This window comes from Sphingomonas sp. SP4, assembly GCF_058313375.1.
Map to the genome: position 1 here is coordinate 37,679 of NZ_JBZFLE010000002.1, position 26,781 is coordinate 64,459.

Genomic DNA, 26,781 nt, shown 5'->3' on the forward strand with positions numbered 1-26,781 from the left:
GCCGTTCCGAATGATCGCGAGCGATACCGACTTCTCAGGTTCGGTACCCGGCCTCTACGATCGCTATCTAGGCCCACTCCTGTTCGAACCATATGCCGAAGAAGTCGGCCGCAGGGTTCGCGCCTATCTGCCGGGCCACGTGCTCGAGACGGCCGCGGGAACCGGGATCGTCACGGCTGAGCTGCACCAGGCACTGCCCGACGCCGACATCATCGCCACCGACCTCAATCCCGCCATGCTCGAGGTCGCGTCTCAGCGTGTCCAATCCGACAAGGTCAGCTTCGAACCGGCAGACGCGCAGGATCTGCGCTTTCCCGACGAGAGCTTCGACCTGGTCGTTTGCCAGTTCGGTGCCATGTTCTACCCGGACAAGGTGAAGGCCAATCGCGAGGTTCGCCGAGTGCTCCGCGACGGCGGCCACTACGTGTGCGTCATTTGGGACCGGTTAGACCGCAATCCGGCGTCAGAGCTCGTCCACAACGCAGTCGCCGAACTCTACCCCGAAGACCCGCCCTCATTCCTCGCGCGAACGCCGTTTGGCTATGCGGATCCCGCGCGGATCGAAAAGGACCTGAGGGCGGCAGGCTTTGATGAGATCCAGATCGACACCGTCGAACTGCAAAGCCGTCCTGTTTCAGCAAACGACGCCGCGACAGGCCTAGTCGCGGGCTGCCCGCTTCGCGGAGAGATCGAAGAGCGCGACGCAAACGGATTGGATGCCGCGATCATCGCTGCCGCTCACGCATTGCGCTCGATCGAGCTCGACGGCCGGCTAGACTCGCGCCTTTCCGCCCACGTGGTGACGGCAACGAAGCGCTGATCAGCGCTTGGGAGCGACCTTGTCGAGGAAGCTCAGCACCGCGCGCATATTCTCGTCTGCCCCAGCCTGATTGCGGCTCGGGATCAGCATCGATGATCCATGAACGCCGTGCGCAGGAACGAAGCGGACGTTGCGGTCCGACTTGGGCAGCGCGGCCATGATCGGATCGGCCTCGCTCGTCTCGTCCTTGGAATTAGCCGAGGCGACCAACACCGGCACATTCACCTTCGACGCTGCGCCGCGGATCATATTCTTGTCGCTGTCGAAATACTCGCCCGGCGAGAATGCCAGCAACGCGACGATGCCCTGCGGATCGCTCGCCGCCAGCGGGAAGATCAGGGACGAGGAGTAGCTACTGCCCCACAGGATGATCGGCAGCGACTTCGTCCGCGCCCAGTCGAGCGCAGCCTTCAGATCAGGTCGTGCCTCGAGATAGTCGGCTTTCTTGCCAAGACCCGCCGCGGTTTCGTTCGTGCCGAATAGCCCGCCGCCGGACCTTTGATCGATCGCAAGCGCGCTGAAGCCTGCCTTCACCAGCTGCGGTGCAATGGTCGCATATTCGTCTTTGCTCGACCCCGCCTGGTGGAAGAGCAGGATCAAGGCCCGGGGGTTCTGCGCCTGATAATAGAGGCCGTGGACCGTGACGCCGTCGGATGTCTTGAGCGTTACCGCCTCGGCCCCCGTTTCCGCAGGCTTTGCGGCGTTTTCCGTTGCCGTGTTTCCGGACGGCTGCGCGTGACAAGCCCCAGTCCCGAGAAGCAATGCAATCGACAGGGCAGGCATCCAGTTCATCGCAAACCCCCTTGCGAGAAGAATCAGATCAGTCCGGCTAGCGGGCTCGACGGGTCGGCGTAACGGCGCTTCTGCATACGACCGGCCAGATACGCCAGACGCCCAGCCTCCACCGCTGCCTTCATTGCGCGCGCCATCAGTACGGCATCCTTCGCCTCGGCGATGGCCGTGTTCATCAGGACGCCGTCGCAGCCCAGCTCCATCGCTTGCGCCGCGTCGCTCGCCGTACCGACGCCCGCATCGACCAGGACCGGCACGCTCGCTCCTTCGACGATCAGCCGGATGGTCACTCGATTTTGGATGCCAAGGCCCGATCCGATCGGCGCGCCCAGCGGCATGATCGCGACCGCACCGGCTTCTTCAAGTTGCTTCGCGGCGATGGGATCGTCGACGCAATAGACCATTGGCTCGAAACCCTCCTTCACGAGGATCTCGGTCGCGCGAAGCGTCTCGCGCATGTCGGGATAAAGCGTCTTCGCTTCGCCCAGCACTTCGAGCTTCACGAGGTTCCAGCCACCCGCTTCACGCGCAAGCCGCAAGGTTCGGATCGCATCCTCCGCCGTGAAGCAGCCCGCCGTGTTCGGCAGGTAGGTGATCTTCTTCGGATCGATGAAGTCCGTGAGCCGCGGCTGGGTTGGGTCGGAAATGTTCACCCTGCGCACGGCAACGGTCACGATCTCCGCGCCCGATGCTTCGACCGCCGCCGCATTCTCCTCAAGGCTCTTGTACTTGCCCGTCCCGACGATGAGCCGCGACGTGAAGGTACGCCCGGCGACGCTCCAGCTGTCTGACTTGATGTCCTGCTGCGCCGTCACTCAACCGCCTCCAACAAAATGCACGATCTCGAAATCATCGCCGTCCTCGACGGAGACCTCGCCAAGTGTAGAGCGCGGGACGATTTCCAGATTGCGCTCCACCGCGACCCGCAAGGGATCGAGACCCAATTCGTTCAACATCTCGACGATCGTCAGCGGTCCGAGGAACCGCTTGTGCTCGCCATTGACGCGAATTCCGACACTTCCATCCAGGCTCATTGCGGCTGCCAATAGGAGCCGCACAAAGCTCCGCCAAGTGCGTTGAGGGTGGACTGAAGCGCGATGGTCTGACAGAGCGCTGCGCCAAACGGAATAACAGGAAAAGAAATGGCTCAACCGAAGGACTCCGCCCCTTCCGGCGATAATGGCGCGATGCGCATTGATCCGGCCTTGGTGCGTGAGCTTGCGCAGCTCCTTACCGACAATGAGCTGACCGATATCGAGGTTCAGGACGGCGAGCGGCGAATCCGCGTCAGCCGCGAGCCTGCTCCGGTCGTCGCTGCCGCCGCGCCTATGGCTGCCGCGCCCGTCGCTGCCCCCGCGCTTAGCGCGCCGCCGATGCACGGCAAGGAAGACATCGGCCAGCCCGCGCAGGATGAAGTGTCCGGCGAAACCGTCAAGTCGCCGATGGTGGGAACCGCCTATTTGTCGCCCGAGCCGGGTGCCGCCGCGTTCATCGAGGTTGGCAAGCAGGTGAAGGCTGGTGACACATTGCTGATCGTGGAAGCGATGAAGGTCATGAACCCGATCACTGCGCCCAATGGCGGCGTCGTGAAGAAGATCATGATCAGCGACGGTCAGCCGGTCGAGTTCGATCAGCCGCTCGTGATCATCGGCTGAGGCCTGATCTTATGAAGATTCAGAAGCTGCTGATCGCCAACCGCGGCGAGATCGCGCTGCGCATCCATCGCGCTTGCCACGAAATGGGCATCAAGACCGTCGCGGTCCATTCGACCGCAGACGCCGACGCGATGCACGTACGCCTTGCCGACGAGACGGTCTGCATCGGTCCGCCGCCTGCGACCGAGTCCTATCTCAACATCCCGAACATCATCTCGGCTGCCGAGATCGTGCACGCCGATGCGATCCACCCCGGCTACGGCTTTCTTTCCGAGAACGCGCAGTTCGCGGAGATCGTCGAGAGCCACAACATCATCTGGGTCGGCCCGAAGCCCGAGCACATCCGAACGATGGGCGACAAAATTGAGGCAAAGCGCACCGCTGCGAAGCTGGGCCTTCCGCTCGTGCCCGGCTCCGCTGGCGCCATCGGCAGCGTCGCCGAAGCGAAACGGCTCGCGGCGGAGATCGGCTACCCAGTCCTGATCAAGGCGGCGTCCGGCGGCGGCGGTCGTGGCATGAAGGTCGTGCCGTCGGAAGACCAGCTCGAAAGCCTGATGAGCCAGGCCGCGTCGGAAGCGCGCTCAGCGTTTGGCGACGACACGGTCTACATGGAGAAATATCTCGCCGACCCGCGTCACATCGAATTCCAGGTGTTCGGCGACGGCAATGGCGAAGCGATCCACCTCGGCGAGCGCGACTGCTCCCTGCAGCGCCGCCACCAGAAAGTGCTCGAGGAAGCTCCCTCACCCGTTATTACACCGGGCGAGCGCGAGCGCATGGGCGAGGTCGTCCGCAAGGCGATGGCCGAGATGGGCTATCGCGGGGCCGGCACGATCGAGTTCCTCTACGAGAACGGCGAATTCTACTTCATCGAGATGAACACCCGCCTTCAGGTTGAGCATCCGGTGACCGAGATGATCAGCGGCATCGACCTGGTCCGCGAGCAAATCCGCGTCGCGTCGGGCGAAGGCCTGTCCTGCACGCAGGAGCAGGTCCATCTCCACGGCCACGCAATCGAGTGCCGCATCAACGCCGAGGATCCCGAGACCTTCGCGCCGTCACCCGGCCTGGTGAAGAATTACGTCGCGCCTGGCGGCATGCACGTGCGCGTCGATAGCGGTCTCTACACCGGCTATAAGGTGCCGCCCTATTACGACAGCATGATCGGCAAGCTGATCGTCTACGGGTCCAACCGCGACAGCTGCATCCGCCGCCTCAAGCGCGCGCTCGAGGAATTTGTGGTGGAGGGGATGAAAACGACCATCCCACTCCACCAGAAGTTGGTGCGTGATCCCGAGTTCCTCGAGGGCAACTACACGATCAAATGGTTGGAACAGTGGCTCGCTAAGAACGCGAGTTAGCGAATGTAGACCCAGGTACCGTTGTGGCGATGGCGCGAATGGTACCATCCATTGCGATAGTAATATCCGCGGCCCTGGTAATAATGGCCTTCAATCCACCGGGCTCGCGTGCCGCGATCGGGCCGACAGTAGCCGTTGGCAGTGCGGTGGAAGCCTTTGCCGCAACCTTCGCGGGCCGCGGCGGGGGTTGCTGCGAAGGCGGTCGTGATGACGGCGGCCGACGCAAGGGCAATCAAGGTTTTCATGAACTCAACTCCTTTCCCGCAGGCGTAACGAGGCCTGCGGAAGCGCTGTTCCATGAACTTATGTTAAGTTGGGCCGCCTGAGCGACGGCCCGCTCCGTCAGCCTCGCTGCATTTGCAGGTTCATCATGTTCGGCTCGGGACCCATGTTCGCGTTCATGTGGTACATGATCCAGATCGTGCCGACCATGACGAGGAAGACGATCAGCACGCCGAACGCCAGCGCCAGGACGTTGTTGGTATTATCCGGGCCGCTGGTGATGTGCAGGAAGAAGACAAGGTGAACACCCATCTGCGCGATGGCCAGCACCACGAGGCCGGTTGCCACGCCCGGTCCCCACAAGGTCGACGTCGACGCAACCCAAAATGAGATACCCGTCAGGACGAGCGCAAGCACAAGGCCAATGACGTAGCTCAGCGTCTCGCTGAGCATGCTGTCGTGGGGCTCGCCCGGAGCGACGTTGAGCAGTTCGGGGTCGTGCTCGGTCATGGCAAAGTTCCGATGAGATAAACGATGGTGAAGATCGCCACCCAAATGATGTCGAGGGCGTGCCAGAAAACGCTGAAGCAGAGCAGCCGGCGCATGATGTGCGGCTGGAAGCCCTTGGCCCAGACCTGCGCCATCATTGTGCCAAGCCAGAGCAGGCCAGCAGTAACGTGCGCGCCGTGGCACCCGACCAGGGTGAAGAAGCTCGAGAGGAAGGCGCTGCGCTGCGGCCCCGCACCCTCCGCGACCATCGACGAGAATTCGTAGAGTTCAATCGACAGGAAGACGAGGCCGAAGACGCCGGTCACCACCAGCCACATTTGCGTCAGCGGCATGTTCTTCCGCTTCGCCGCGATCATCGCCAGGCCGCAGACGAAGCTCGACAGCAGCAGTGCAACCGTCTCGATCGCTACGAGCGTGCGATCGTACAGTTCGTTGGTTGTAGGGCCGCCGTCAGTGGCGTGCACGAGCGTCGCGTATGTCGCGAACAGTGCCGAGAACAGCACCATGTCCGACAGCACGAACAGCCAGAAGCCGTAAGGAACGACAATGCTCTTCGACTGCGGCCCGCGATTACCGAGGCCCGTGTCCTCGGAGCCACCGTGCGTCAGCCCGATTGCAGGTGTTTCGCTGACCGTGCTCATACAGACTGACTCAAATTGTGGAGGTGTTCCATGCGGATGCGCCGCCGCTCGCGGGCGTTGTGCCGCACTTCCTCGACCGGGATGATATGCTCATGCTCGTCGCGCCAAGCGTACCAGACGAAGATCGCGAACGCGCCGATGAGGCCGAGAATCGCGAGCCACCAGATGTACCAGATGATGGCGAAGCCGCAGAGTGAAGCGAAGAAGGCAACGATCACGCCTGTCGGCGTGTTCACCGGCATCTCGATGGGCTGGTAATTAGGCTCATCGATCAGGCGGTCTTCCTTGATCGCGGTCTGTTTGCGGGTCCAATAAGCTTCCTCGCCGTGAACGTCCGGAAGCACTGCGAAGTTATAGTGCGGCGGCGGTGAGAGCGTCAGCCACTCCAGCGTGCGGCCGTCCCAGGGATCGCCGGTAACATCGAGCCGCTGGTCCTTCGTTTTGATTGAATAGAGCAGCTGAACGACCGTCAGCACGATCCCCACGCCGATGATCGCTGCACCGACAAACGCGACGTCGAGCCACGGCTTCCACGTGGCATCGGGAATGTGCTGCATGCGCCGCGTCGCGCCCCAGAATCCGAGCACGTAGAGCGGCATGAAGGCGAGATGGAAGCCGATGAACCAGCACCAGAAGACGGCTTTCCCGAGGCCCTCGTGAAGCGTGAAGCCGAAGGCCTTCGGGAACCAGTAGGTGTAACCGGCCATGATCGCGAACACGACGCCGCCGATGATCACCTGGTGGAAGTGCGCGACCAGGAACAGGCTGTTGTGCACGACGAAATCGACTGGCGGGATCGCCAGCAGCACGCCCGTCAGACCACCGATCACAAAGGTCAGCATGAAGCCGATCAGATAGTGCACCGGCACGGTGAAGCGGACGCGGCCGCCGTACATGGTGAAAAGCCAGTTGTAGATCTTCACGCCCGTCGGGATGCCGATGATCATGCTGGCGATCCCGAAGATCGCGTTGACGTTCGCGCCCGCCCCCATGGTGAAGAAGTGGTGCAGCCAGACCATGAACGAGATGACGCAGATCGTCAGCGTCGCGAAGACCATCGACCGATAGCCGAACAGAGGTTTGCCCGAGAATGTGGCCGCAACCTCAGAATAAATGCCGAAGGCCGGCAGAACGAGGATGTAGACCTCCGGATGACCCCATATCCAAATGAGGTTCATGTACAGCATTGAGTTGCCGCCACCGTCATTGGTGAAGAAGTGGAAGCCCATGTACCGGTCGAGCATCAGCAGCGCCAAGCTGACCGTCAGCACGGGGAATGCGGCGATGATCAGCAGGTTCGATGCCAGCGCGGTCCAGCAGAACACGGGCATCCGCAAATAGCTCATGCCAGGCGCGCGGGTCTTCAGGATCGTGGTAACGAAATTGACTCCAGTGAGCACCGTCCCGACGCCGGATATCTGCAGTGCCACTAGGTAGTAATCGACCCCGACACCGGGTGAGAATTCCTTCTCGCTGAGTGGCGGGAACCCGAGCCACCCCGTCCGAGCGAACTCGCCGATGAACAGGCTGAGATTGATCAGCAGCGCACCGGAAGCAGTCAGCCAGAAGCTGACGTTGTTGAGCGTCGGAAAGGCAACGTCGCGCACGCCCAGCTGCAGCGGCACGACAAAATTCATGAAGCCGATCACCAACGGCATCGCCACGAAGAAGATCATGATCGTGCCGTGGGCGGAGAAGATCTGGTTATAGTGTTCAGGAGGCAGATAGCCCTGCGATGCGCCGATCGCGAGCGACTGCTGTGCCCGCATCATGATCGCATCTGCGAAGCCGCGGACCAGCATCACCAGGCCGAGCGCGATGTACATGATGCCAATGCGCTTATGGTCCGGCGAGGTGATGTATTCGTTCCAAAGGTAGGGCCACCAGCCCTTTTTGGTGACCCAGATCGCAATCGCCCCAACGCCCAGCAGGACGACGAGCGAGGTGATCAGCGGGATCGGTTCGTGGAACGGGATCGCGTCCCAGGTCAGTCGGCCAAACATCTCTTTATCCCGCTGGGCTTGTCGGTTCGTTATGCGGCGGCACAAGCGGCTGCGGTGCCTTGTTCATAACGATCGCGTCGAAAAGACCCGGCGCGACGGCGCCGTAAGTCATCGGCTTCACATAGCTCGAGGGTTTCGACAGCTGTGCGTAAGCTGCTCCGTCGAGCGGCGTGCCTTGTCCGCGCTGGCTCTGTGCCCACATCGCGAACTGATCCGGCGGCAGCACATGGGCATTGAACTGCATCCCTGGGAAGCCGTCGCCGCTGAAATGGGCCGACAGCCCGTTGTACACACCCGGCCGGTCCGCCTGCAGGTTCAGGCGCGTCTGCATGCGCGGCATGGTGTAGATCATCGTTCCGAATTGCGGGACGAAGAAGACGTTCCAGACAGTGCCGGAGGTCAGGCGATAATTGACCGGCGTGCCTGCCGGGACGACCAGTTGGTTGACGGTCGCGATGCCCTGGTCCGGATAGATGAAGAGCCACTTCCAATCGAGCGATACGACCTCGACGTGAAGCGGCGGCTTGTCCGACGCCAGCGGCTTGCTCGGTTCGAGCTGGTGGCTGCCGATCCACGTAATGCCGCCGAGCAGCATGATCGTCAGGATTGGAATTCCCCAGACAACCATTTCGATCGCGCCCGAATATTCCCAATCCGGCCGATAGGTCGCCTTCGTGTTCCCGCGGCGGAACCACCAGGCGAAAGCAACCGTCGCGATCATGGTGGGAATGATGATCGCCAGCATGATAGCGGTCGAATTGATGAGGATGGTCTTTTCGGCGGCGCCGACCGGACCGACCGGATCGAGGATGCCGCGGTTGCAGCCGCTCACGAAGAGCGCTCCGCCGAGCCCGGCAGCGCAACGCAGGGCCGCTGGATGAGAGCGGTTACGCGTTTCTTCCCTGCGCCCAAATGGATTCACGGGCCCCCATCCGACTTTGAAGCTGCTCGAACGCCAGACGCACGCGAACTGTCGGAGTTCCAATAGCCGTAGAAGCAATTCTCGGCAACGATGCAGGTTGCGGATTGACGGGGCCGCGGGCACTAGTTCGCGCCGAGAGGGAGTTCCTGGGAATGAGCTTGATCGCCGACCTGAAATCGCTCGAGCCATCGCAGCGCAACGCGATCTGGGCGAGCTACCTCGGCTGGACCCTCGACGCCTTCGATTTCTTTCTACTCGTCTTCCTCAAGACGGCGATCGGCAAGGAATTCGGCGCGACCGACGAGCAGGTTTCCGAGCTGTTGTTCCTCACCCTGGCTGCCCGTCCTTTCGGCGCTTTCTTCTTCGGCTGGCTTGCGGACCGTTTCGGCCGGCGCCCGATCCTGATGATCGTCATCCTGGCCTTCTCGGCCTTCTCGTTCCTATCGGGTTTTGCACGCACGCTCGTCGAGCTGATGATCATCCGCACCTTGTTCGGGTTCGCGATGGGCGGCGAATGGGGAACGGGCGCGAGCCTGGTCATGGAGACCATCCCGCCAAAGCTGCGCGGCTTCGTGTCGGGCCTGCTGCAGTCCGGCTATCCGTCGGGCTACTTCATCGCGAGCCTGGTCTACTATTTGCTGTTCGATCAGATCGGCTGGCGCGGCATGTTCTTCGTCGGCATCGCCCCGGCGCTGCTGGTCTTCCTGATCCGGATGCACGTGAAGGAAAGTCCGGTGCATCTTGCGAACGCCGCGAAGCCACACGTCAGCCCGGTGGTCGAGATCGCCCGGCACTGGAAGATCGCGCTCTACCTCGTCGTTCTGATGACCGCGTTCAACTTCTTCAGCCACGGAACGCAGGATCAGTATCCGACCTTCCTGCAGAAGCAGCACGGCTTCGACACGCACACGACGGGCATCCTCGCTGCCGTGATGAACCTCGGTGCGATCGTCGGAGGAATTACCTTCGGCATCTGGTCGGAGCGGATCGGGCGCAAGCGCGCAATCATTGTCGCGAGCCTCCTGGCGCTACCGGTCATTCCACTCTGGGCTTTCGCTTCCACGCCTTTGCTACTCGGAATTGGCGCCTTCCTGATCCAGGTCGCCGTGCAGGGCGCTTGGGGCATCGTTCCGGTCCATCTCAACGAGCTGTCACCCGCGCGTGCCAGAGCGTTGTTCCCCGGCTTCGCCTACCAACTCGGCAACCTCATCGCTTCGCGCAACGCGCCGTTTCAGGCCTGGTTCGCCAGCCAGCATGGCGGAAATTATGGATTGGCAATGGCGTTGGTCGCTGGCGTGACCGCCGTCGTCATCGCAATTTGGACGGCGCTTGGTCCCGAGCGAAAGAACGCCGATTTCCACGATGAAATTGGTGCAGTTCAAGAGTAGCGCAAAGGCGTATACTTTCAGCAGTGAGATGCGTTTCTCGTTAAGAGAGGACGCAAGTGTCGAGCTACCGCGGGACAGCCAATCGGCGCGACCGAACCGAGGCGATCATCGCCGTTGTCGTCGTGCATGCCGTTCTCGCCGCGGTGATCGTGACCGGGCTCAACATGGGACAGTTCCGGCGCATCGCGGAGACCATCACCACCGTTACAATTCTGCAGCCGGAAACCCCACCTCCGCCGCCGCCACTCCCGGCGCCGAGCAAGCCGGCCCCTGAGCCGCAGAAACCGAAGAAGGAAGCCGCGCCACCGGCACCAAAGGCTGAACCGACCCCAGTCGTCGCGCCGCCCCCAAAAGTTCCGATGCCCTCGCCGCTTCCAGCAGCCAAAGCGCCCGGCATCGGCAGCTCGTCGAACTCCGGCGCGAGTACCGCAGGGCTTGGGACGGGGGCTGGTGGCACGGGTGTTGGAACTGGCGGAGGAGGCTATGGCGATACCTCGCAATTCACCCCGGCCCGCCTGATCACCAAGATCCCGAACTCAGAATATGGCCGCCTCTCCGCGACTGGACTGGAACGCGGCCGGGTCGGTGTGACGGTCCTCGTCCACACGGATGGAAGCGTTTCGAACTGTCGGATCAAACAGTCGAGTACCGACCCCAGCATCGACGCGCTGATGTGCGAGCTGGCGCTCCGCTACCTTCGGTTCGTTCCCGCGAGAGACCCGACCGGTCGACCGGTCGCTCAGGACATTACTTTTTTCCCGGACTGGCACCGGTAGAGAGCGCCGCCGCGGTCGCACTGGCGACGGTCCCAGCATCGCTCTGGACCGACGCGAGCTGCGAAGCATCGCGGCCGTATACGTCGTCGGAATAAGCGATCGACGATCCGTCCTCTGTGGGCATCGCCGTCAAATAAGTGATGTAGACCGGCACCGGCGCCGCCAACGGCACCATCTGCTCGGTGGTCGCGCTTTCCCAATCCAGGTCGTGCCCGAACAGCCAGCGTCCGAGCCGCGGCGCGTCCTCAAGCCGCACGCATCCGCCGCTGTAGAGGCGTGACGCCTCGGTGAAGAGCTCGCGCTCCGGATTGTCGTGCAGGTAGACGCCCGCCTCGTTGGGGAACATGAACTTCATGCGGCCCATCGAATTGTGCGGCCCCGGGTCCTGACGCATCAGGACCTCGACCTTGCCGGCCGCGACACCCTTCCAGTCGATCGTCTTGGGGTCGACCAGCTGGGCGTCGGGGCCCCATTCCGACAGCACCTTGTACCCGAGGTCATCGAGATACTTCATGCCCTGCTTGACGACCTTGGGCGCAATGCGCTCGGCGGCCAGATCGGGCGGCACGTACCAATAAGGATTGAGGCTCGCGAAGCGCACATAGGCCGACATCATCGGCGTCGGATATTTGGGCTTGCCGACGACCACGACCATCGAGTCCAGTTGCTTGCCGTCTTCGTAGGTATAGAGGCGCTGCTGAGCCGCGTTGACCAGGATGTAGCGCTGCTTGCCCGAAGGAAGCGCGCGCGCCCGCTCGAGGTTGAGCGCGAGCAGCTGCTTTTCGTGATCGCTTTGATATTGCTGGGTGGCGATGGCGCGGCGGAGCTCGCCATAGATCGGGTTCATCCACCCGAAGCCACGGATGTAATTCGGTAGCGATGGCGCATTGGCGGCGCCTAGAAGCGTCGCCAATGGAGTCGGCGGCTTGGGCTTCAGCGCTGGGTCAACATAAAGAATGCCGAGGCCAGGATCGCGACGGAGGTCGGCGACGTAAGCAACGAACGCCTCTGAAAGCATGCGATCCGCACGCTCGACGTCCTTTGGCTTGCCCTGCCGAGCGACCTCGATCGCCTGCTGCAGCGCCGGCACGTTGTAGGTCGATGGGTTCAGCCCATCGATGCTCGACGTGCTGAGCAGCGAGACCAGGGCATATGCGGAATCGCCGGCCTTGGGCGAGAACCACAATGGCGCGCCGTTCCGCACGCGATAGAAATTGTCGACCGTTTGCGCGACCAGCACTGGCCCCTTGCGCGCTGGCACGGGGGCTGGCGCAGGCGCAGCGTGGGCCGTGGAAAGCGGCGCCACGCCGAGCGCAAGGCCCATCACGACGCCGCTAATCTTCCGATAAAAGTGCACCGGCTTTTGGCCGGTGCACTGAATACGCAAACTTTCCACCTGTTCTCCGATCAAAGTGGTTCCCATCAAAGTCTCACTTCGACCGGAAACCAGTTTAGCCGCGCTCACCGCTGCGCGACGGAGCCGAGTAGGCCGGGGCCGGAGCCGGGGCAGCACTCGACGGCGCTCCCTGGTAGTATTGCCCGTTATAGACGTATCCGTCCACCACGCCGTCGTTGTTGCGATCGGCCCACACCGCGCCGGCAATTCCGCCGACCGCAGCGCCGATCACCGCGCCCTGAAGAACGCTGACGCCCGGGATAACCGCACCGGCAGCCGCGCCAAGCGCAGCGCCGCCAAGAGCACCCGTCACCACGGCATGAGTCGTCGGGTCGTAACCCTGCGGCGTGCCGGCATAATAGGAACCGTTGTAGGTGTAGCCGTCGACGTAGCCGTCGTTGTTCTGGTCAGACCAGACCGCGCCGGCGAGACCGCCGATGGCTGCGCCAACCGCCGCACCCTCGATCACGCCGACGCCCGGCGCGACCGCACCGACCGCAGCGCCGCCGGCCGCACCGACCGCAGCGCCTTCTGCGACGTTCGGATTGCTGGCGCAGGCGCCGAGTGTCACGGTGCTTGCTAGGGTAAGGGCTAGAATGGATTTATGCATCGCTCGTTCTCCCGTTCAAATTGAGCTGCCGGAACATGCCGCGCGCAAACGCTTCCGCTGGGCGCGGTGCATGTTACAGGCGCAGGAACGACGATATGGCGTCATCGTTCCGCTTGCGCGACGATGGAATCGCCACAAATGCTAACACAGCTGTTAAACGTTTGTTTAACTTATTGAATCCTCTTCACGAACGGGTGCGCGAATGAAGGCAAAAATTTATCACCACCCGATGTGCGGGACGTCTCGGAAGACGCTCGAAATCCTGCGCGAGAGCGGCTTCGACGTCTGGGTCCAGGAATATATGAAGAACCCACCGACTCGCGATGAGTTGCAGGACCTCTACAAACGCGCCGGAATCACGCCGCGCGAAGGTCTTCGCGCCAAGGAGTCGCTGGCGACGGAACTAGGCCTCACCCGCCCGGACGTGACCGACGACGAAGTCCTCGACGCGATGGTGAAGCACCCGATCCTCATCAACCGCCCGATCGTCGAAACAACGAAAGGCGTCCGCCTCTGCCGTCCGCAGGACGTGGTCCGCGAAATCATCTAATTTGCCGGCATGAGTCGTCTCGACCCGCGCCTGCTTCTTCAGGGATATGCCACCGGCATCTTCCCCATGGCGGACAGCCGGGATGCGGATGAGCTGTTCTGGGTCGAGCCGCGCAACCGGGCGATCCTCCCGCTCGACAAGTTTCACGTCTCTCGCTCGCTGCGGAAGACTATCCGCTCGGGACGGTTCGATGTCACGCGCGACCGCGACTTCGCTGCCGTGATCACCGCCTGCGCAGACCGCGAGGAGACATGGATCAATACCGAGCTGGAGCAGGCGATGATCGCGCTCCACGGATCGGGCAACGCGCACTCGATCGAGGTCTGGTCCGGTGGCGAGCTGGTTGGCGGCCTCTACGGCGTGAAGCTCGGCCGCGCGTTCTTCGGGGAGAGCATGTTCAGCCGCGCAACGGATGCCTCGAAGGTCGCGCTTTCCTGGCTCGTAGCGCGCATGCGGGTGGGTAATTTCACCTTGCTCGACTGCCAGTTCATGACAGACCACCTCACCTCGCTCGGCGCTGTGAGCGTGACTCGCGAGACTTACGTCGCGTTGCTGGCAACGGCGCTCGGCGGAGGTGCAGCTGCAGCCGGCGGTTCTGCCGCTGACTTGGGCGGAGCCGCTGGCGTTCCCGACGCGCCGCCCGACTTCGGCGCGCTCGACCGATTGCTCGAAGTGACCGGCGCAGCAGGAGCAGCCGGCCCGGCCGGATACGTCATCTCGCAGCTCTTGGGGAACACGTCGTAGATCGGATGCTCGACAACGTTGAGCGATGGCGATTCCTTGTAGAGCCAGCCTGAGAAGACGCGGCCCCACTGTCTGTCCGGCTTCTGCACGTCGACCTGGACGAACGCGCCGGTCAGCTTCTCTTCTTCCCAAGGTGCCGTTGCCTCGCATGCGCGAAGGCGGACGAGCAAATCCTTCCAGCGCACCGACTGTCCCGGGTGGAGCGCGACGTCTTTGACGATGCCGTTGCGCTTGTTGAGAATGCCGAGCACCGCAACGCGCTGGGCCATCGGAGTCACGCCTGCCGTATTGGCCGCCCGCTGAGCCGCAGCATTCCTCGCAGCTTGGGACTGATCCTTCGGCTGCTGTTGCTGTTGCGCGCGATTGCACGCGGTGAGCGCGAGCGCGATCAGAAACGGTGCAGCGAGTCCGCGCACGCTTATTCGGGAATCCAGGGCTCGTAATCGCCGGTCGAAGCCGGGCGGATCTTGCCGGATCCGAACGCTCCGTCCGGACGGAAGGCCTGCATCGTGCCGGTAAGATTCTTGGTCGGCTTGACCTGGAACTTCCGGACCGGCGGCAGCGCCTTTTCCGGAAGCTCGTCGATCGTGCCCTTCAGCCAAAGCTGCCAGGCCGGAGGCACGCGGCTGCCGTCATTGTCGCCGTTGTAGATCACCCAGCGGCGGCGCGGGTTGTTCTTGTCCTGATAGTAGAGGTTACCCTCCTCGTCGCGGCCGACCTCGTCGCCGAACCTTCGCGTGAAAAGCGAGGTCCCGACGGTTGCACCGTTCCACCAGGTAAAGATCTTCGACAAGACACCCATGAGGGGGCGCATTGCCCCGTCAGCGCGAGGAGCGCAAGCGACTAGCGACGAGGTTACCAGTGAACCGCATCGCCTTCCTTGATGCCGAGTTGTGCAGAGCGACCCGCCGCAATCTCCAGGACTCCCGTGACCGGCACACCCGACGGCAGTGGGGTGAGGTCTAGCTCCTTGGCATGGGTGATCCGCGCGATGCGGCCCTTCTCATCGATGAAGATGATGTCGAGCGGGATGATCGTGTTCTTCATCCAGAATGCGACCTGCTGAGGCGGATCGTAAGGAAAGATCATGCCCCGCTCGGGAGCCACAGACTGGCGGAACATCAGGCCTTTTTCCTGCTGCTCCGGGGTCGCGGCGACCTCGACCGTAAAGCGGTGCTCGCCAGTCTTCGACTTGATGGTCAGCGGCACTTCGCGGAGGCCCGCCTGCGGATCCAGCTCGGGCACCGGGTTTTGAGTTGTCTCAGCCGAGGCGAGATTCTGCGCGGGAGCTTCGGTCTGGGGGCTGCAGGCAGCGAGCGCAGCGGCCGCGGCAGCTAGTCGAAGGACCCGGCGGGCCGCAGCTCGACTGCGGTCAGTCCCTTGCCGCTCGGTGCGATTCTGGCTTCCAGCGTTTGACCCGGCTGAAGATCGGCCAGATGGGCATGGCGCACCGTTTCCATGTGCACGAACACGTCCTCGCCGCCCGAATCGTCCGGCCTCTTCACGAACCCGTAGCCACGCACGCGGTTGAACCATTTGACCTCCACCGGCTCAAATTCGCCGGCCGCATCGGCAAGCGCCTTGCGGTCCGAACGATCCGATGAAGACATGGACGAGCGCGGCTGCTGCGGCAAGGCCGCGCTGAGGTCGATGGACACCACGCGCTTTGCCTGAAGGCCCCGTTCCTGCTTGACCGGGATCACCTCGATGATCGCACCCTCGGGGACGCTCCTGCGGCCATGTTCGCGAAGGACGCTGAAATGCAACAAAACGTCGCCATCAAGTCCGTCGCAGACGAGGAATCCGAAGCCCCGAGTGGCGTCGAACCATTTCACCCGACCGGTGACCGCAGGCAGCTCTGCTGCTGCGGAAGAATCGTCATGTTCCATCAGGGGTTGGGGAGAAGGTTCAGCCAGTTTTGCAGATGCGTGCGTCACACGCCTTAATAGCACGCGCCGAAGTGTCGGCAAACCGACTTTACTCGTCGATGAGTTGAGTAAACTCCGTTAGTTGATCAATGTTAACTTCGTCGTCAGGCGTCAGAGAGACGATGGCTTTGGCGATCGAAAATCCGTGTCCCGCCCGAACCATCGCAGCAAGAGCTTTTTGGCGCTCTTTGGGGTCTTTTGTGGGAGAATCGGCGTAGGGACCGATTCTCCGCCGCTTGGCGAAGCGTAGCGCGGAGTTGACGGATTCAACGTTCGCATGGGTCCGCGCATCGGCCGCTTCTGCTTCATCGACCCCTGCTGCCCGTAGCGACTGGCTGACGCGCCTGGCCCCATAACCGCGGCCTGTCAGCGACTGCGACTTAGCGAGTGCATAGGCCGAATCATCTACATAGCCCTGCTCCGCAAACCGCTCGGCAATCCGCGCGAAATCCGGCTCACGCGCTCCTTCCCAGCCCCTCTCGCGGACCTTGCGGGCTAGGTAGGAACGAAGCTTGGCGCGCGTCGTCGCAAAGCGCCCGACGTAGCGGATCGCGAGCTCATTCAGCCCGCTCTCATCGAGCGGCGGCGCGGCCTTTCGCCTTCTTGACGGTTCCATGACGCCCTTTTTGTGCCATAGTCAGAACCCAAGGGGAAAGCGGCCACGGCTGTGGCACGAACGCGAATAGAAAATATCAAGGAAGGGACGGCGTGCTCGATCGCAACGCCTCGATAAAGACCGAGCTTGCCCCTCCGGGCGCTACACCGACTGTCGACACGTTGCCGAGGCGTCTCGCCGATTTCGGCACCGTGGGCGAGGCGCTCGACTATGCGTCGCAAGGACGGCGCGGCCTCAACTTCCACGACGCGCGCGGGTCGCTGACCCAGAGCTACAGCTACGCAGAGCTGCGTGAGGATTCGCTCGTAAATGCCCAACGGTTCATCGCGCTCGGCGTGAAGCCGGGCGATCGCATCGCGATGGTTGCAGAGACCGGCGCAGAATTCGGCGCCTGCTTTTTCGGCGCGGTCTATGCCGGCGCCTGGCCGGTACCGCTTCCGCTGCCGACCAGCTTCGGCGGCCGCGAAGCCTATGTCGACCAACTCGGAGTCCAGCTCGGAAGCTGCGATCCCGTGCTGTTCCTCTATCCGGCCGAGCTCGCGGATTTCTGCCGCGAAGCAGCGATCAAAGCCGGCGTCACGCCGCGCGACTGGGAGTCGCTCGACGAGGTCGAAGTCGGATCTGCCGACCTCCCTATCGCGCATCCCGACGACATCGCTTACCTCCAATATTCCAGCGGCTCGACGCGTTTCCCGCATGGCGTCGCAGTCACGCACCGCGCGCTGCTCGACAATTTGCGCGCGCACGGGATTGGCCTTGAGGTCGAAGAGACCGACCGCTGCATCTCTTGGCTGCCCTGGTACCATGACATGGGTCTTGTCGGATGCTTCCTCTCGCCGATGGCGATCCAGATTTCGGTCGACTATCTGAAGACCGAGGATTTCGCGCGCCGGCCCCTCGCCTGGCTCGACATGATCACGCGCAATCCGGGCACTTCGGTCAGCTACTCACCGACCTTCGGCTACGACATCTGCTCGCGCCGGATGAGCTCGCAGACGCGGGCCGAGGATCGATTCGACCTGTCGCGCTGGCGGATCGCCGGCAACGGCGCCGACATGATCCGCCCCGACGTGATGCAGTCGTTCGTCGACAGCTTCGCTTCCGCGGGTTTCCAGGCCAACGCCTTCTGCCCCAGCTATGGCCTCGCTGAAGCGACGCTGGCCGTGTCGCTAATGCCGCCGGGCGAAGGCATCCGCCTCGAGCTGGTCGAAGAGCATGAGCTTTCCGGCGGTGCACCGTCAGGCGAGGAACGTCCTCGCCGCTATCGTGCGGTCGTAAATTGCGGAAAGCCGGTCACCGGAATGGAGATCGAGATCCGCGACGGCAACGGCGAACCGCTTGCCGAGCGCGGTATCGGCAAAGTGTTCGTGCGTGGCGGCAGCGTCATGCACAGCTATTTCCGCGACGAAGAGTCCACCCGCGCGTGCCTCAGCGCCGACGGTTGGCTGGACACCGGCGACATGGGCTACATGTCGAACGGCTACATCTTCATCGTCGGTCGCGCCAAGGACATGATCATCATCAACGGGCGCAATCACTGGCCGCAGGACATCGAGTGGGCGGTCGAGCAGCTGCCCGGCTTCAAGTCCGGCGACATCGCGGCCTTTGCGATCACCGGCCCGAGCGGCGAGGAAACGCCAGCCGTGCTGGTCCACTGCCGCGTGTCCGATATGGAAGAGCGAGGCCGCCTGCGCGACGAGATCCGCGAGCGCGTGCGCGCGATTACGGGCATCACGCCGGTCGTCGAGCTGGTGCCTCCGCGGACCCTGCCCCGCACCAGCTCGGGCAAGCTGTCTCGCACCAAGGCGCGCAATCTGTACCTGAGCGGCGAGATCCAGCCCTACGACATCGCCGCCTGAGGTTATCGTCCGGTACACTCCGGATAACCGCTAGACCGATTTCAACGTAGCATTTGAGACCTGGGGATTTTGACAGCCGCGCTCTGAAGGCGCGGACGGAGGTCCAGGTGAAAGCACATTTGCTGTGCCTTTTGACGCTCACTCTTGCGGCGCCAGCAGTCGCGGAACCGCAGACCCAGAACATCACGGTAACAGTCCTGGGCGGCGACCCGACAACAACGGTTGAGGTTACCAGGGCGGACCTCGCGTCCAACAAGGCACGCAAAATGCTGGACATTCGGGTGGGCAGTGCGATCGAGACGGTTTGCGGCAGCTACGCCTCGATCGAGAACTCCCAGTGGCCGGAGATGGATGTGTGCTGGAGCGATGCACGCGCACAGGTCAAGAACCAGCTGTCCAATCTGAATTGGGCCACCAAGCCTCAGCGAATAGGCCATTAGCTACGGAGCCGCGCCCCTAAGGCGCTGCCGTTAAATCTAAATTTACAACGGGCGAGTACTTATCACGCCACGGGGTCTAGGGGGCGTGGACATGGACAGTATGCCGGATTGGATCGGTCGCCGTGACCGGTTCGATGCAGACATCGAAGGTGTCGTACATCGCACGGACGGCCGCAAGATTCCCGTCAAGGTCGTCAACTTCTCCGAACAGGGTTGCCGCCTGGAGGCCAATGAGAATTTCCGCATCGGCGAGCGCTTCCAGATTGCGGTACCGCGCATGGGGAATTGGAATGCGCAGGTGCGGTGGTCGCTTCAGGGCGCTGCGGGCATGCGGTTCCTCACCGAAAGCGATTTCTAGTTCTTATTGCGAGAAGTTCGCAATAACCTTGCCTTCGGTCGCATAAGATATATCTTGGCGGCATGACCGAACTGACCAGAATTTCCGTAACGGGCTTCGCTGCGACGCCCAACGCCAGCCGCTACCTCCAGCAACTTTGCAAACACTGGACGCACAACCTGAGCGTCGAATTCACGCCGGAACATGGCACGGTCCTCTTCCCTAAGGACGTCCGTGGCGCGAACCATCCCGGCGATGGGCTCGTCACATTCGAGGCGGCCAATGACGGCCTCAAGATTCAGATCGATGCCACCTCGCCCGAGCAACTCGAAGGGCTGAAAGGAGCCGTCGAACGCCACCTCGACCGCTTTGCGTTTCGTGAAGGGCCGCTCCGCTACGAGTGGAACTAACCCGCCCGACCCCTATTAGGGGCGAATGACGGATACGGAGCTCAGGCGCGAAGCGCTCGCAAAGGTCCCGGCGGTCACGCTGGGATTCTGGATCATCAAGATCCTGGCGACGACGCTGGGAGAAACGGGCGGCGACACCGTCACCATGACCTGGCTCGGTGAGACCACCGACCACCCCGTTCCCTACGGTTACCTGATCGGCACCGCGATCTTCGGTGTCCTACTGGTGGCGCTCGTCATCGCTCAGATCCGAGCGAAGAAGTTCAATCCCTGGCTCTACTGGGCAACGATCGTCGCTTCGACGACCTGCGGGACGACGCTTGCGGACTTCTCCACGCGCTCGCTCGGCATCGGCTATCCCGGCGGCTCCATCCTGCTCCTCGCCTGCGTCCTCGCCTCCCTGTTCGCCTGGTATCGCGCTGTCGGTACGGTCGACGTGAACAGCGTCTCAGGACCGCGCGAGGAGACCTTCTACTGGATCACCATCACCTTTTCGCAGACGCTCGGCACCGCGCTCGGCGACTGGATCGCGGATGCGGGCCTTGGCTACTCTGGCGGCGCACTGGTGTTCGGCGCAGGTCTCGCGCTGCTCGCCATCCTCTACTTTACCACGAAGGTAAGCCGCGTTTTCCTGTTCTGGGCCGCATTCATCCTTACCCGTCCGCTGGGCGCGACAGTTGGCGATTGGCTCGACAAGCCCCTCGCCAAGGGCGGCCTGGACATGAGCCGCCCAATTGCATCTGCGGTGCTCGCGGTCGTGATCGTTGTCCTCATCATGGTCTTGCCTCAGCGCCCCGGCAGCCACCCCGGTCAGGTACCCGCCCAGGTATAAGTTTTGTTCCTGTGGCAAGGTGGCAACGGACATGAACCGTTTGAAAGACTCACCTTGATCCGCGTTAGCCTCGCTCTCATTTAGCCGCCGTCGGAGGGAGTTAGCGGCTTTAGGGCCGTCAGTGGGCGTTTGTGCATACGCTGATGGAGGCGGGGTGAACCGCGTAGACTCGATTCCGATCGTCGAACATGAAACTCTTTTGGTCCGCGTTCGACGGAGACCTGTTGCTCAACAGATAGCGCTTGCCGTCGCCGCGCTCGCGGTGGTGCTGCTTGTCGCTTATCTGCTTTTCGGCCGTCCGGCAGCGCCGCCGCCACCTGCGCCAGGACCGACACCCGTCGGTGTAATCACCGTGTCCGAGCAGCCGGTCACGCTGACGACCGAACTCCCGGGCCGGACCACGCCGTTCGAAACGTCAGACGTACGGCCGCAAGTCGACGGCATCATCCGCGCGCGGCTGTTCACCGAAGGCGATTACGTCAGGCAGGGCCAGCCGCTCTACCGCATCGACCCGGCGACCTATGAAGCGCGTGCCGCCAATGCGCGCGCAGCACTCGCCCGCGCTAAAGCATCGACCATCGCCGCTGAAGGCCAGGTCCGGCGCTATGCCGAGCTGGTCAGGCGCAACTTCGTTTCGCGCCAGCTGTACGAGAATGCGCTGTCCGCAGCAGGCGAAGCGCGCGCCGATGTTCAGGCGCAGGCGGCCGCGCTCAAGACCGCGCAGATCGATCTCGATCGTACAACGGTCCGCGCGCCGATCTCGGGCCGCATCGGCCGTTCGGTCTACACGACCGGCGCGCTCGTCCAGGCCGGGCAGGAGAATGCCCTCACCACGATTCAGCGCCTCGACCCGATCTATGTCGACATTCAGGAATCCAGTGCGGACTTCCTCCGCCTGCGCGAGCAGACGCTGGCGGGACAGATTTCGGCCGACAAGGCGCCGATCAGGCTGAAGCTTGAGAGCGGCTCGATGTACCCGCACACCGGGACGTTGAGCTTCGCCGACGTCACCGTCGATCCGGCGACAGGCACGCAGGCTCTCCGCGCAGTTTTTCCCAACCCCCAGCATCTCCTGCTCCCGGGCATGTTTGTGCGCGGCCAGCTGGCGCAGGGCGTTCAGTCGCGCGGCATCCTCGTTCCGCAGCGCGCCGTGAACCGCGATGAGCGTGGCCGGCCAACCGTGCTGGTCGTGGGCAAGAACAATATGTCTGAACTTCGGGTCATTCAGGCCGACCGATCGATTGGCGACAATTGGCTCGTTATCGGCGGCCTCAAGCCGGGTGAGCAGGTGATCGTCGAAGGGGGGCCGTTGCTTCGGCCCGGCGTGCCGGTGAAGCCTCAGCCCTTCCGCGCGAACTGATCGCTCATGTCGCGCTATTTCATCGATCGCCCGATCTTCGCGTGGGTGCTCGCGATTTTGGTGATGCTGTTCGGCCTGCTCGCCGTCCGCAGCCTGCCGATCGCTCAATTTCCGCAGCTTGCGGCGCCTCAGATCGGCGTGACCGCTGTCTATCCGGGCGCTGACGCGAACACGCTCGACCGAACGACCACCCAGATCATCGAGCAGCAGCTGCAGGGCATCGACAACCTGCGCTATTTCTCGTCGCAGTCGTCGTCCTCAGGCGCAGTCACCATCACACTGACGTTCGAACAGGGCACCAACTCCGACACTGCTCAGGTCCAGGTCAACAACAAGGTGCAGGCCGCGCTTCCGCTGCTTCCCCAAGAAGTGCAGCGGCAGGGCGTGAAGGTCGAGAAGTCGTCGATGAACTTTGCGCTCGTCCCGGGTCTTTATTCCGCCGACAACTCGCACGATCAGTTCGACCTTGCCGACATGTTTGCGGCCAGGATCCAGGAACCCATCAGTCGCATCAATGGCGTTGGCGGGATCCAGCCTTTCGGATCCCAGTACTCGATGCGCATCTGGGTCGATCCCATGAAGCTCAACAGCTACCAGCTGACCATGGCCGATGTGACCTCGGCCGTGCAGGCGCAGAATGCGCAGGTGTCGGCGGGTCAGCTCGGCAACCTCCCAGCACCACCGACGCAGCAGCTCAACGCGACCGTCTCGGTGCAGTCGCGGCTGCAGACGCCTGAGGATTTCGGCGCCATCCGCATCAAGACGTCGCAAGACGGCTCGGTTGTGCGCCTTCGGGACGTCGCGCGCATCGAGCTCGGCGCTGAGCAATATGGCTTCAGCTCCAAGTACAACGGTCACCCAGCGACCGCGGCGGCTCTTCGGCTCGCTCCTGGGGCCAACGCGCTGAAGACCATCGGCCAGGTGAAGGCTGAGATCGCTGAGATCGCCAAGCAATTCCCGTCCGACGTGAAGGTCATCTATCCCTGGGACACAACGCCGTTCGTGAAGGCGTCGATGCGGCAGGTGGTCGAGACATTGTTCGAGGCGATGATCCTCGTCTTCCTCGTCATGTTCGTGTTCCTGCAGAACTGGCGCGCGACTTTGATCCCGACGATTGCGATCCCGGTCGTGTTGCTCGGCACCTTCGCGGTGATGGCGGTGGCTGGATTTAGCATCAACACGCTGACGCTGTTTGGCATGGTGCTGGCGATCGGCCTGCTCGTCGACGATGCGATCGTGGTCATCGAGAACGTCGAGCGCCTGATTCAAACCGAGGGCCTTTCGCCCAAGGAAGCAGCGCGCAAGTCGATGGACGAGATTTCCGGCGCGCTGATCGCCATCGCCATGGTGCTGGCCGCCGTGTTCCTGCCGATGGCCTTCTTCGGCGGCTCCACCGGCGTGGTCTACCGACAGTTCTCCCTGACGATCGTCTCCGCAATGATTCTGTCGGTCCTCGTCGCCTTGATCTTCACACCAGCATTGGCGGCCACAATCCTGAAACCGGGCGACCCGCTCGAGCATGAAGGCAACGGACCGCTGTCGCGCTTCTTCCGCTGGTTCAACAATGCCTTCGATCGCGGCCGGGTGATCCATGAGAATGGCGTGCGGAAAATCGTTGGCGGCAAGAAGCGCTCGGCCCTCGCCTATCTCGCGATCGTCCTTGTGATGGGGTTCCTGTTCTGGCGTTTGCCGACCGGCTTCATGCCGGACGAGGATATCGGCGCGGTGTTCACGCTCGTCGCCGAGCCGTCGGGCGCGACCCTGCCGCGAACGGACAAAGCGCTCGATACCGCCCGCGACTATTTCGACACCAAGGAGAAGGCGAACGTCGACGGCGTATTTACGGTCGGCGGATTCTCATTCGCTGGCCAGGGCCAGAACGCAGGCATCGCGTTCATCCAACTGCGTCCGTGGGACGACAGGCCGGGCAAGGCGAACTCGTCTAAGTCGATCGCCGAGCGCGCATCGGGCGCGCTAGCCTCTTATCGCGATGCGCTGATCATCTCAGTCATTCCTCCCGCAGCGCTTGAACTCGGCAACGCGACAGGTTTCGACCTCCAGCTGGTGGACACCGGCAATATCGGTCACGCCAAACTGGTCGAAGCGCGCAACATGCTGCTCGGCATGGCGATGCAGGATAAGCGGGTGGCGGGCGTCAGGCCCGTAAGCCTAGAGGACGCGCCGCAGCTCAGCGTCGACGTCGACCAGGACAAGGCACGAGCACTCGGCCTCGACATCGGTCAGATCAACCAGACCATCTCGTCCGCGTGGGGCGGTTCCTACGTCAACGACTTCGTCGACCGCGGCCGCGTGAAACGCGTCTACATCCAGGCAGACGAGCCGTATCGCCAGCAGCCCGAGGACATTACGGAACTCTATGTCCGAGGTGCCGACGGGAAGAGCATGGCGCCATTCACGTCCTTCTCGACGCTGAAGTGGGCGAACGCCCCCGTTCAGCTCTCGCGGTACAATGGCGTCCCCTCGCTGGAGCTGCAGGGCGCGCCCGCACCCGGCGTCAGCACTGGCGCCGCGATGAAGGCGATGGAAGAAATGCAGGCGAAGCTGCCGCCAGGCACTGGCCTGAAGTGGACCGGCCTTTCTTATGAAGAGCAGCAATCGAGCGGGCAGGCGCCCGCGCTCTACGGCCTGTCCCTACTGATCGTATTCCTGTGCCTGGCTGCGCTTTACGAAAGCTGGTCGATCCCGGTCGCGGTGCTGCTGGTCGTGCCGCTGGGCATCATCGGCGCATTGCTGGCGGCGAAGCTCACGGGCCTCGACAACAACATTTACCTACAAGTCGGCCTGATCACCACCATGGGCCTCGGCGCCAAGAACGCGATCCTTATTGTCGAATTCGCCGAGGACCGACTGAAGGCCGGCGTTGGTCTCGTCGACGCTGCGATCGAGGCGGCGAAGCTGCGCCTTCGACCAATGCTCATGACCAGCCTCGCCCTCGTGTTCGGCGTATTTCCGCTCGCAGTCGCAAGCGGACCGGGCGCGGGCAGTCAGAACGCCATTGGCCGCGCGGTCGTGGGCGGTGCTTTGACCGCGACTTTCCTCGCGATCTTCTTCGTGCCTTTGTTCTTCATCGTGGTGATGCAACTGTTCCGTCACGGGAAGCCAGTCGGGACGCCCGATCCGCAACCGGTCCCGGCGGAATAACAGATCAGCTGTCTAGCGGCTGCACGGCGGAATCGCTCGTGCAGCCATCAATCACTTCCTGCATTCTATGGAGGTTGGCGCGAAGGCGCTCGACCAGTTCCTTGGTCATGTCCATGCCGAACATTTCGATCTTGATGATGCCTTGCTCCATCAGCTGCAGGTCTTCGCTGAGCTCACCCGCAGTCAACCCGCACAGCTCTGCAACGCGGTTCGCGGCAATCGTCATGCGGCACCCCTCCCAAGGTTCGCCCCAACGCATGCGCTGCAGTTAACTTCTCGTCAAATCGGTTCGCCAACTACCTGAAAGAAGCCCATATCCCCGCGATAAGCGCCGAGCCGAGCAACGGCGTTTGGGCAAAGCGGTTGAGTCGCGCGGGGCTTCCGCGATGAACCAATGCGCGTCCCGGAGGCACCACCACCAAGCGAACAGGGGAAATCGAAGCCAGAAAGGACTTCCCCATGAAACGCGTCATCCTCACTGCGGCCGCGATCACATTCGCGCCGGCGATCTCAATGGCAGCACCGACGCCGCCATCTCCGACGACCGCGCCAGGGAACGGCCAGTACAATGGCCAAGGCTACAATCACACCAACTCGGGACAGGCGCTGGGCCAGCCCAATCAGTCGTGCGAGGATCTAGGTACGACGCCCGGTAACTCTGCCAACGCACCAGGCGGCGGTTCACCGTTCAGCGGCGAAGACAGCACGTCCGGCTCACATTACGCCGGATCGCAGCTGCAGAACTCGCGAAACACGGCTTCCGTGTCTCAGTACGACGTCGCATGCGCTAATCAGTAGTCGCTGCCGCCGACGCCTTGAAGACCTCGTATTGCGCGTCGAAGGCTCGCTTGAAAGCGGGCCGCGCTTCGCCGCGGGCGACATAGGCCGAAAGGTTCGGATATTCCTTGAGGAGGTCTCCGGTCGTCAGCCGACGGAGCACCTCAATCATCAGCAAGTCGCCGGCGCTGAACTCGCCGTCGAGCCACTCGGATTCACCTAGTCGCGCCGACAAGTCGTTGAGCCGATTGCGGATCCGATCGAGCACCAGCGGGAAGCGCTCCTCGTGCCAGGGCTTGTCCTTCTCCATCAGGAGTGAGACCTCGCGCTGGACGACGACCGGCTCGATCGTAGTTTGCGCTGCGAACATCCAGCTGATCGCGCGAGCCCGCGCATCGGGGTCGCTTGGTAACAGCCCTGGATGACGCTGCGCGATGTGGAGCACGATCGCCCCCGTTTCGAACAGGGTCAGGTCGCCTTCTTGGTAAGCGGGGATCTGCCCGAACGGTTGGAGCGCTTTGTATGCCGGCTGCTTCATCTCGGCGAAGGAGACGAGACGAACGTCGTAAGGCTGGCCCACCTCCTCCAATGCCCAGCGCACATGCAGGTCGCGGGCGAGACCGCGGCCGCGATCGGGAGAGGCTGCAAAGGCGGTGATTGTGGGACGCAT

30 protein-coding genes and 2 pseudogenes are annotated in these 26,781 nt (G+C 62.7%); 16 read left to right on the forward strand and 16 right to left on the reverse strand.

Features of this window, described 5'->3' with window-relative positions; translation table 11 throughout:
- The first annotated feature begins 10 nt into the window (after nucleotides 1-10).
- On the forward strand, nucleotides 11-820 hold the full coding sequence (locus tag AC4GYV_RS09425) for a class I SAM-dependent methyltransferase (RefSeq protein ID WP_491100457.1): 810 nt from the start codon (nucleotides 11-13) through the stop codon (nucleotides 818-820).
- On the opposite strand, the gene AC4GYV_RS09430 is transcribed toward AC4GYV_RS09425, so the two are convergent.
- Nucleotides 821-1,612, reverse strand: coding sequence for an alpha/beta hydrolase (locus tag AC4GYV_RS09430; RefSeq protein ID WP_491100458.1), 792 nt, complete (start codon nucleotides 1,610-1,612; stop codon nucleotides 821-823). It lies immediately after the preceding gene.
- 23 nt (nucleotides 1,613-1,635) lie between these two features.
- Nucleotides 1,636-2,646 (reverse strand): annotated as a pseudogene (thiS, locus tag AC4GYV_RS09435) (sulfur carrier protein ThiS).
- A gap of 108 nt (nucleotides 2,647-2,754) precedes the next feature.
- On the opposite strand from thiS, the gene accB reads away from it, so the two are divergent.
- Together accB and accC are read left to right on the forward strand one after the other, a co-directional pair.
- On the forward strand, nucleotides 2,755-3,267 hold the full coding sequence (gene accB, locus AC4GYV_RS09440; protein WP_491100459.1) for an acetyl-CoA carboxylase biotin carboxyl carrier protein: 513 nt from the start codon (nucleotides 2,755-2,757) through the stop codon (nucleotides 3,265-3,267).
- An 11-nt stretch (nucleotides 3,268-3,278) separates the two neighbouring features.
- Nucleotides 3,279-4,628 carry an acetyl-CoA carboxylase biotin carboxylase subunit gene (gene accC / locus AC4GYV_RS09445; protein ID WP_491100460.1) on the forward strand — a complete coding sequence of 450 codons (1,350 nt, stop codon included), beginning with the start codon at nucleotides 3,279-3,281 and terminating at the stop codon, nucleotides 4,626-4,628.
- Here the strand turns inward: accC and AC4GYV_RS09450 are convergent.
- From AC4GYV_RS09450 to cyoA, 5 genes are all read right to left on the reverse strand, one after another.
- Nucleotides 4,625-4,873, reverse strand: a complete 249-nt coding sequence (locus tag AC4GYV_RS09450) for a GCG_CRPN prefix-to-repeats domain-containing protein (protein WP_491100461.1) — start codon at nucleotides 4,871-4,873, stop codon at nucleotides 4,625-4,627. The two genes, accC and AC4GYV_RS09450, sit on opposite strands and share 4 nt — an antisense overlap.
- Nucleotides 4,874-4,970: 97 nt before the next feature.
- Nucleotides 4,971-5,360 carry a cytochrome o ubiquinol oxidase subunit IV gene (cyoD, locus tag AC4GYV_RS09455; protein ID WP_491100462.1) on the reverse strand — a complete coding sequence of 130 codons (390 nt, stop codon included), beginning with the start codon at nucleotides 5,358-5,360 and terminating at the stop codon, nucleotides 4,971-4,973.
- Nucleotides 5,357-6,001 carry a cytochrome o ubiquinol oxidase subunit III gene (gene cyoC, locus AC4GYV_RS09460; RefSeq protein ID WP_491100463.1) on the reverse strand — a complete coding sequence of 215 codons (645 nt, stop codon included), beginning with the start codon at nucleotides 5,999-6,001 and terminating at the stop codon, nucleotides 5,357-5,359. The genes cyoD and cyoC overlap by 4 nt, the downstream gene beginning before the upstream one ends.
- Nucleotides 5,998-8,004, reverse strand: a complete 2,007-nt coding sequence (cyoB, locus tag AC4GYV_RS09465; protein WP_491100464.1) for a cytochrome o ubiquinol oxidase subunit I — start codon at nucleotides 8,002-8,004, stop codon at nucleotides 5,998-6,000. The genes cyoC and cyoB overlap by 4 nt, the downstream gene beginning before the upstream one ends.
- A 4-nt stretch (nucleotides 8,005-8,008) precedes the next feature.
- Nucleotides 8,009-8,926: a ubiquinol oxidase subunit II gene (cyoA, locus tag AC4GYV_RS09470; protein WP_491100465.1), complete on the reverse strand. Its 918-nt coding sequence runs from the start codon at nucleotides 8,924-8,926 to the stop codon at nucleotides 8,009-8,011.
- 152 nt (nucleotides 8,927-9,078) lie between these two features.
- Between cyoA and AC4GYV_RS09475 the strand changes: the two genes are divergently transcribed.
- The gene (locus AC4GYV_RS09475) at nucleotides 9,079-10,314 is read left to right on the forward strand and encodes an MFS transporter (RefSeq protein ID WP_491100466.1); all 1,236 of its coding nucleotides are present in this window, start codon (nucleotides 9,079-9,081) and stop codon (nucleotides 10,312-10,314) included.
- Nucleotides 10,315-10,370: 56 nt separating this feature from the next.
- Complete coding sequence (locus AC4GYV_RS09480) at nucleotides 10,371-11,090, forward strand: TonB family protein (protein WP_491100467.1); 720 nt, start codon at nucleotides 10,371-10,373, stop codon at nucleotides 11,088-11,090.
- Here AC4GYV_RS09480 and AC4GYV_RS09485 read toward each other — a convergent pair.
- Entirely contained in the window at nucleotides 11,062-12,486 is a 1,425-nt protein-coding gene (locus tag AC4GYV_RS09485) for a L,D-transpeptidase family protein (protein WP_491100468.1), read from the reverse strand. The two genes, AC4GYV_RS09480 and AC4GYV_RS09485, sit on opposite strands and share 29 nt — an antisense overlap.
- Before the next feature lie 55 nt (nucleotides 12,487-12,541).
- Entirely contained in the window at nucleotides 12,542-13,096 is a 555-nt protein-coding gene (locus AC4GYV_RS09490) for a YMGG-like glycine zipper-containing protein (RefSeq protein WP_491100469.1), read from the reverse strand.
- 202 nt (nucleotides 13,097-13,298) lie between these two features.
- Between AC4GYV_RS09490 and arsC the strand changes: the two genes are divergently transcribed.
- Both arsC and aat read left to right on the forward strand, forming a co-directional pair.
- A complete protein-coding gene (gene arsC, locus AC4GYV_RS09495; protein WP_491100470.1) occupies nucleotides 13,299-13,646 on the forward strand; it encodes an arsenate reductase (glutaredoxin) in 348 nt (115 codons plus the stop codon).
- 9 nt (nucleotides 13,647-13,655) lie between these two features.
- Entirely contained in the window at nucleotides 13,656-14,390 is a 735-nt protein-coding gene (gene aat, locus AC4GYV_RS09500) for a leucyl/phenylalanyl-tRNA--protein transferase (RefSeq protein WP_491100471.1), read from the forward strand.
- 35 nt (nucleotides 14,391-14,425) lie between these two features.
- Here the strand turns inward: aat and AC4GYV_RS09505 are convergent.
- Nucleotides 14,426-14,659, reverse strand: a pseudogene (locus AC4GYV_RS09505) (DUF2155 domain-containing protein); the annotation flags it as partial.
- On the opposite strand from AC4GYV_RS09505, the gene AC4GYV_RS09510 reads away from it, so the two are divergent.
- Nucleotides 14,588-14,833, forward strand: a complete 246-nt coding sequence (locus AC4GYV_RS09510) for a hypothetical protein (RefSeq protein ID WP_491101623.1) — start codon at nucleotides 14,588-14,590, stop codon at nucleotides 14,831-14,833. The pseudogene AC4GYV_RS09505 and the gene AC4GYV_RS09510 overlap by 72 nt on opposite strands.
- On the opposite strand, the gene AC4GYV_RS09515 is transcribed toward AC4GYV_RS09510, so the two are convergent.
- From AC4GYV_RS09515 to AC4GYV_RS09530, 4 genes are all read right to left on the reverse strand, one after another.
- Nucleotides 14,809-15,192, reverse strand: coding sequence for an NADH:ubiquinone oxidoreductase subunit NDUFA12 (locus AC4GYV_RS09515; protein ID WP_491100472.1), 384 nt, complete (start codon nucleotides 15,190-15,192; stop codon nucleotides 14,809-14,811). The genes AC4GYV_RS09510 and AC4GYV_RS09515 overlap by 25 nt on opposite strands.
- Nucleotides 15,193-15,245: 53 nt before the next feature.
- The gene (locus tag AC4GYV_RS09520; protein WP_491100474.1) at nucleotides 15,246-15,635 is read right to left on the reverse strand and encodes a DUF192 domain-containing protein; all 390 of its coding nucleotides are present in this window, start codon (nucleotides 15,633-15,635) and stop codon (nucleotides 15,246-15,248) included.
- Between the two features lie 89 nt (nucleotides 15,636-15,724).
- Complete coding sequence (locus AC4GYV_RS09525; protein ID WP_491100475.1) at nucleotides 15,725-16,279, reverse strand: cold-shock protein; 555 nt, start codon at nucleotides 16,277-16,279, stop codon at nucleotides 15,725-15,727.
- An 88-nt stretch (nucleotides 16,280-16,367) separates the two neighbouring features.
- Nucleotides 16,368-16,934, reverse strand: a complete 567-nt coding sequence (locus tag AC4GYV_RS09530; protein WP_491100476.1) for a regulatory protein RecX — start codon at nucleotides 16,932-16,934, stop codon at nucleotides 16,368-16,370.
- A gap of 92 nt (nucleotides 16,935-17,026) precedes the next feature.
- On the opposite strand from AC4GYV_RS09530, the gene AC4GYV_RS09535 reads away from it, so the two are divergent.
- From AC4GYV_RS09535 to AC4GYV_RS09565, 7 genes are all read left to right on the forward strand, one after another.
- Nucleotides 17,027-18,793, forward strand: a complete 1,767-nt coding sequence (locus tag AC4GYV_RS09535) for a fatty acyl-AMP ligase (protein WP_491100477.1) — start codon at nucleotides 17,027-17,029, stop codon at nucleotides 18,791-18,793.
- 107 nt (nucleotides 18,794-18,900) lie between these two features.
- Nucleotides 18,901-19,233 (forward strand): UrcA family protein, encoded by a 333-nt coding sequence (locus tag AC4GYV_RS09540; protein WP_491100478.1) that lies wholly within the window; start codon nucleotides 18,901-18,903, stop codon nucleotides 19,231-19,233.
- 91 nt (nucleotides 19,234-19,324) lie between these two features.
- Nucleotides 19,325-19,591, forward strand: coding sequence for a PilZ domain-containing protein (locus tag AC4GYV_RS09545; protein WP_491100479.1), 267 nt, complete (start codon nucleotides 19,325-19,327; stop codon nucleotides 19,589-19,591).
- Between the two features lie 62 nt (nucleotides 19,592-19,653).
- The gene (locus AC4GYV_RS09550; RefSeq protein ID WP_491100480.1) at nucleotides 19,654-19,980 is read left to right on the forward strand and encodes a DUF2218 domain-containing protein; all 327 of its coding nucleotides are present in this window, start codon (nucleotides 19,654-19,656) and stop codon (nucleotides 19,978-19,980) included.
- A gap of 25 nt (nucleotides 19,981-20,005) precedes the next feature.
- Nucleotides 20,006-20,812, forward strand: a complete 807-nt coding sequence (locus tag AC4GYV_RS09555) for a COG4705 family protein (protein ID WP_491100481.1) — start codon at nucleotides 20,006-20,008, stop codon at nucleotides 20,810-20,812.
- A gap of 154 nt (nucleotides 20,813-20,966) precedes the next feature.
- Nucleotides 20,967-22,172: an efflux RND transporter periplasmic adaptor subunit gene (locus AC4GYV_RS09560; protein WP_491100482.1), complete on the forward strand. Its 1,206-nt coding sequence runs from the start codon at nucleotides 20,967-20,969 to the stop codon at nucleotides 22,170-22,172.
- 6 nt (nucleotides 22,173-22,178) lie between these two features.
- A complete protein-coding gene (locus AC4GYV_RS09565; RefSeq protein WP_491100483.1) occupies nucleotides 22,179-25,334 on the forward strand; it encodes an efflux RND transporter permease subunit in 3,156 nt (1,051 codons plus the stop codon).
- 4 nt (nucleotides 25,335-25,338) lie between these two features.
- On the opposite strand, the gene AC4GYV_RS09570 is transcribed toward AC4GYV_RS09565, so the two are convergent.
- On the reverse strand, nucleotides 25,339-25,560 hold the full coding sequence (locus AC4GYV_RS09570; RefSeq protein WP_491100484.1) for a hypothetical protein: 222 nt from the start codon (nucleotides 25,558-25,560) through the stop codon (nucleotides 25,339-25,341).
- 233 nt (nucleotides 25,561-25,793) lie between these two features.
- Here AC4GYV_RS09570 and AC4GYV_RS09575 point away from each other — a divergent pair, with 233 nt between their 5' ends.
- On the forward strand, nucleotides 25,794-26,132 hold the full coding sequence (locus AC4GYV_RS09575; RefSeq protein WP_491100485.1) for a hypothetical protein: 339 nt from the start codon (nucleotides 25,794-25,796) through the stop codon (nucleotides 26,130-26,132).
- Here AC4GYV_RS09575 and AC4GYV_RS09580 read toward each other — a convergent pair.
- Nucleotides 26,122-26,781: a glutathione S-transferase family protein gene (locus AC4GYV_RS09580; protein ID WP_491100486.1), complete on the reverse strand. Its 660-nt coding sequence runs from the start codon at nucleotides 26,779-26,781 to the stop codon at nucleotides 26,122-26,124. The genes AC4GYV_RS09575 and AC4GYV_RS09580 overlap by 11 nt on opposite strands.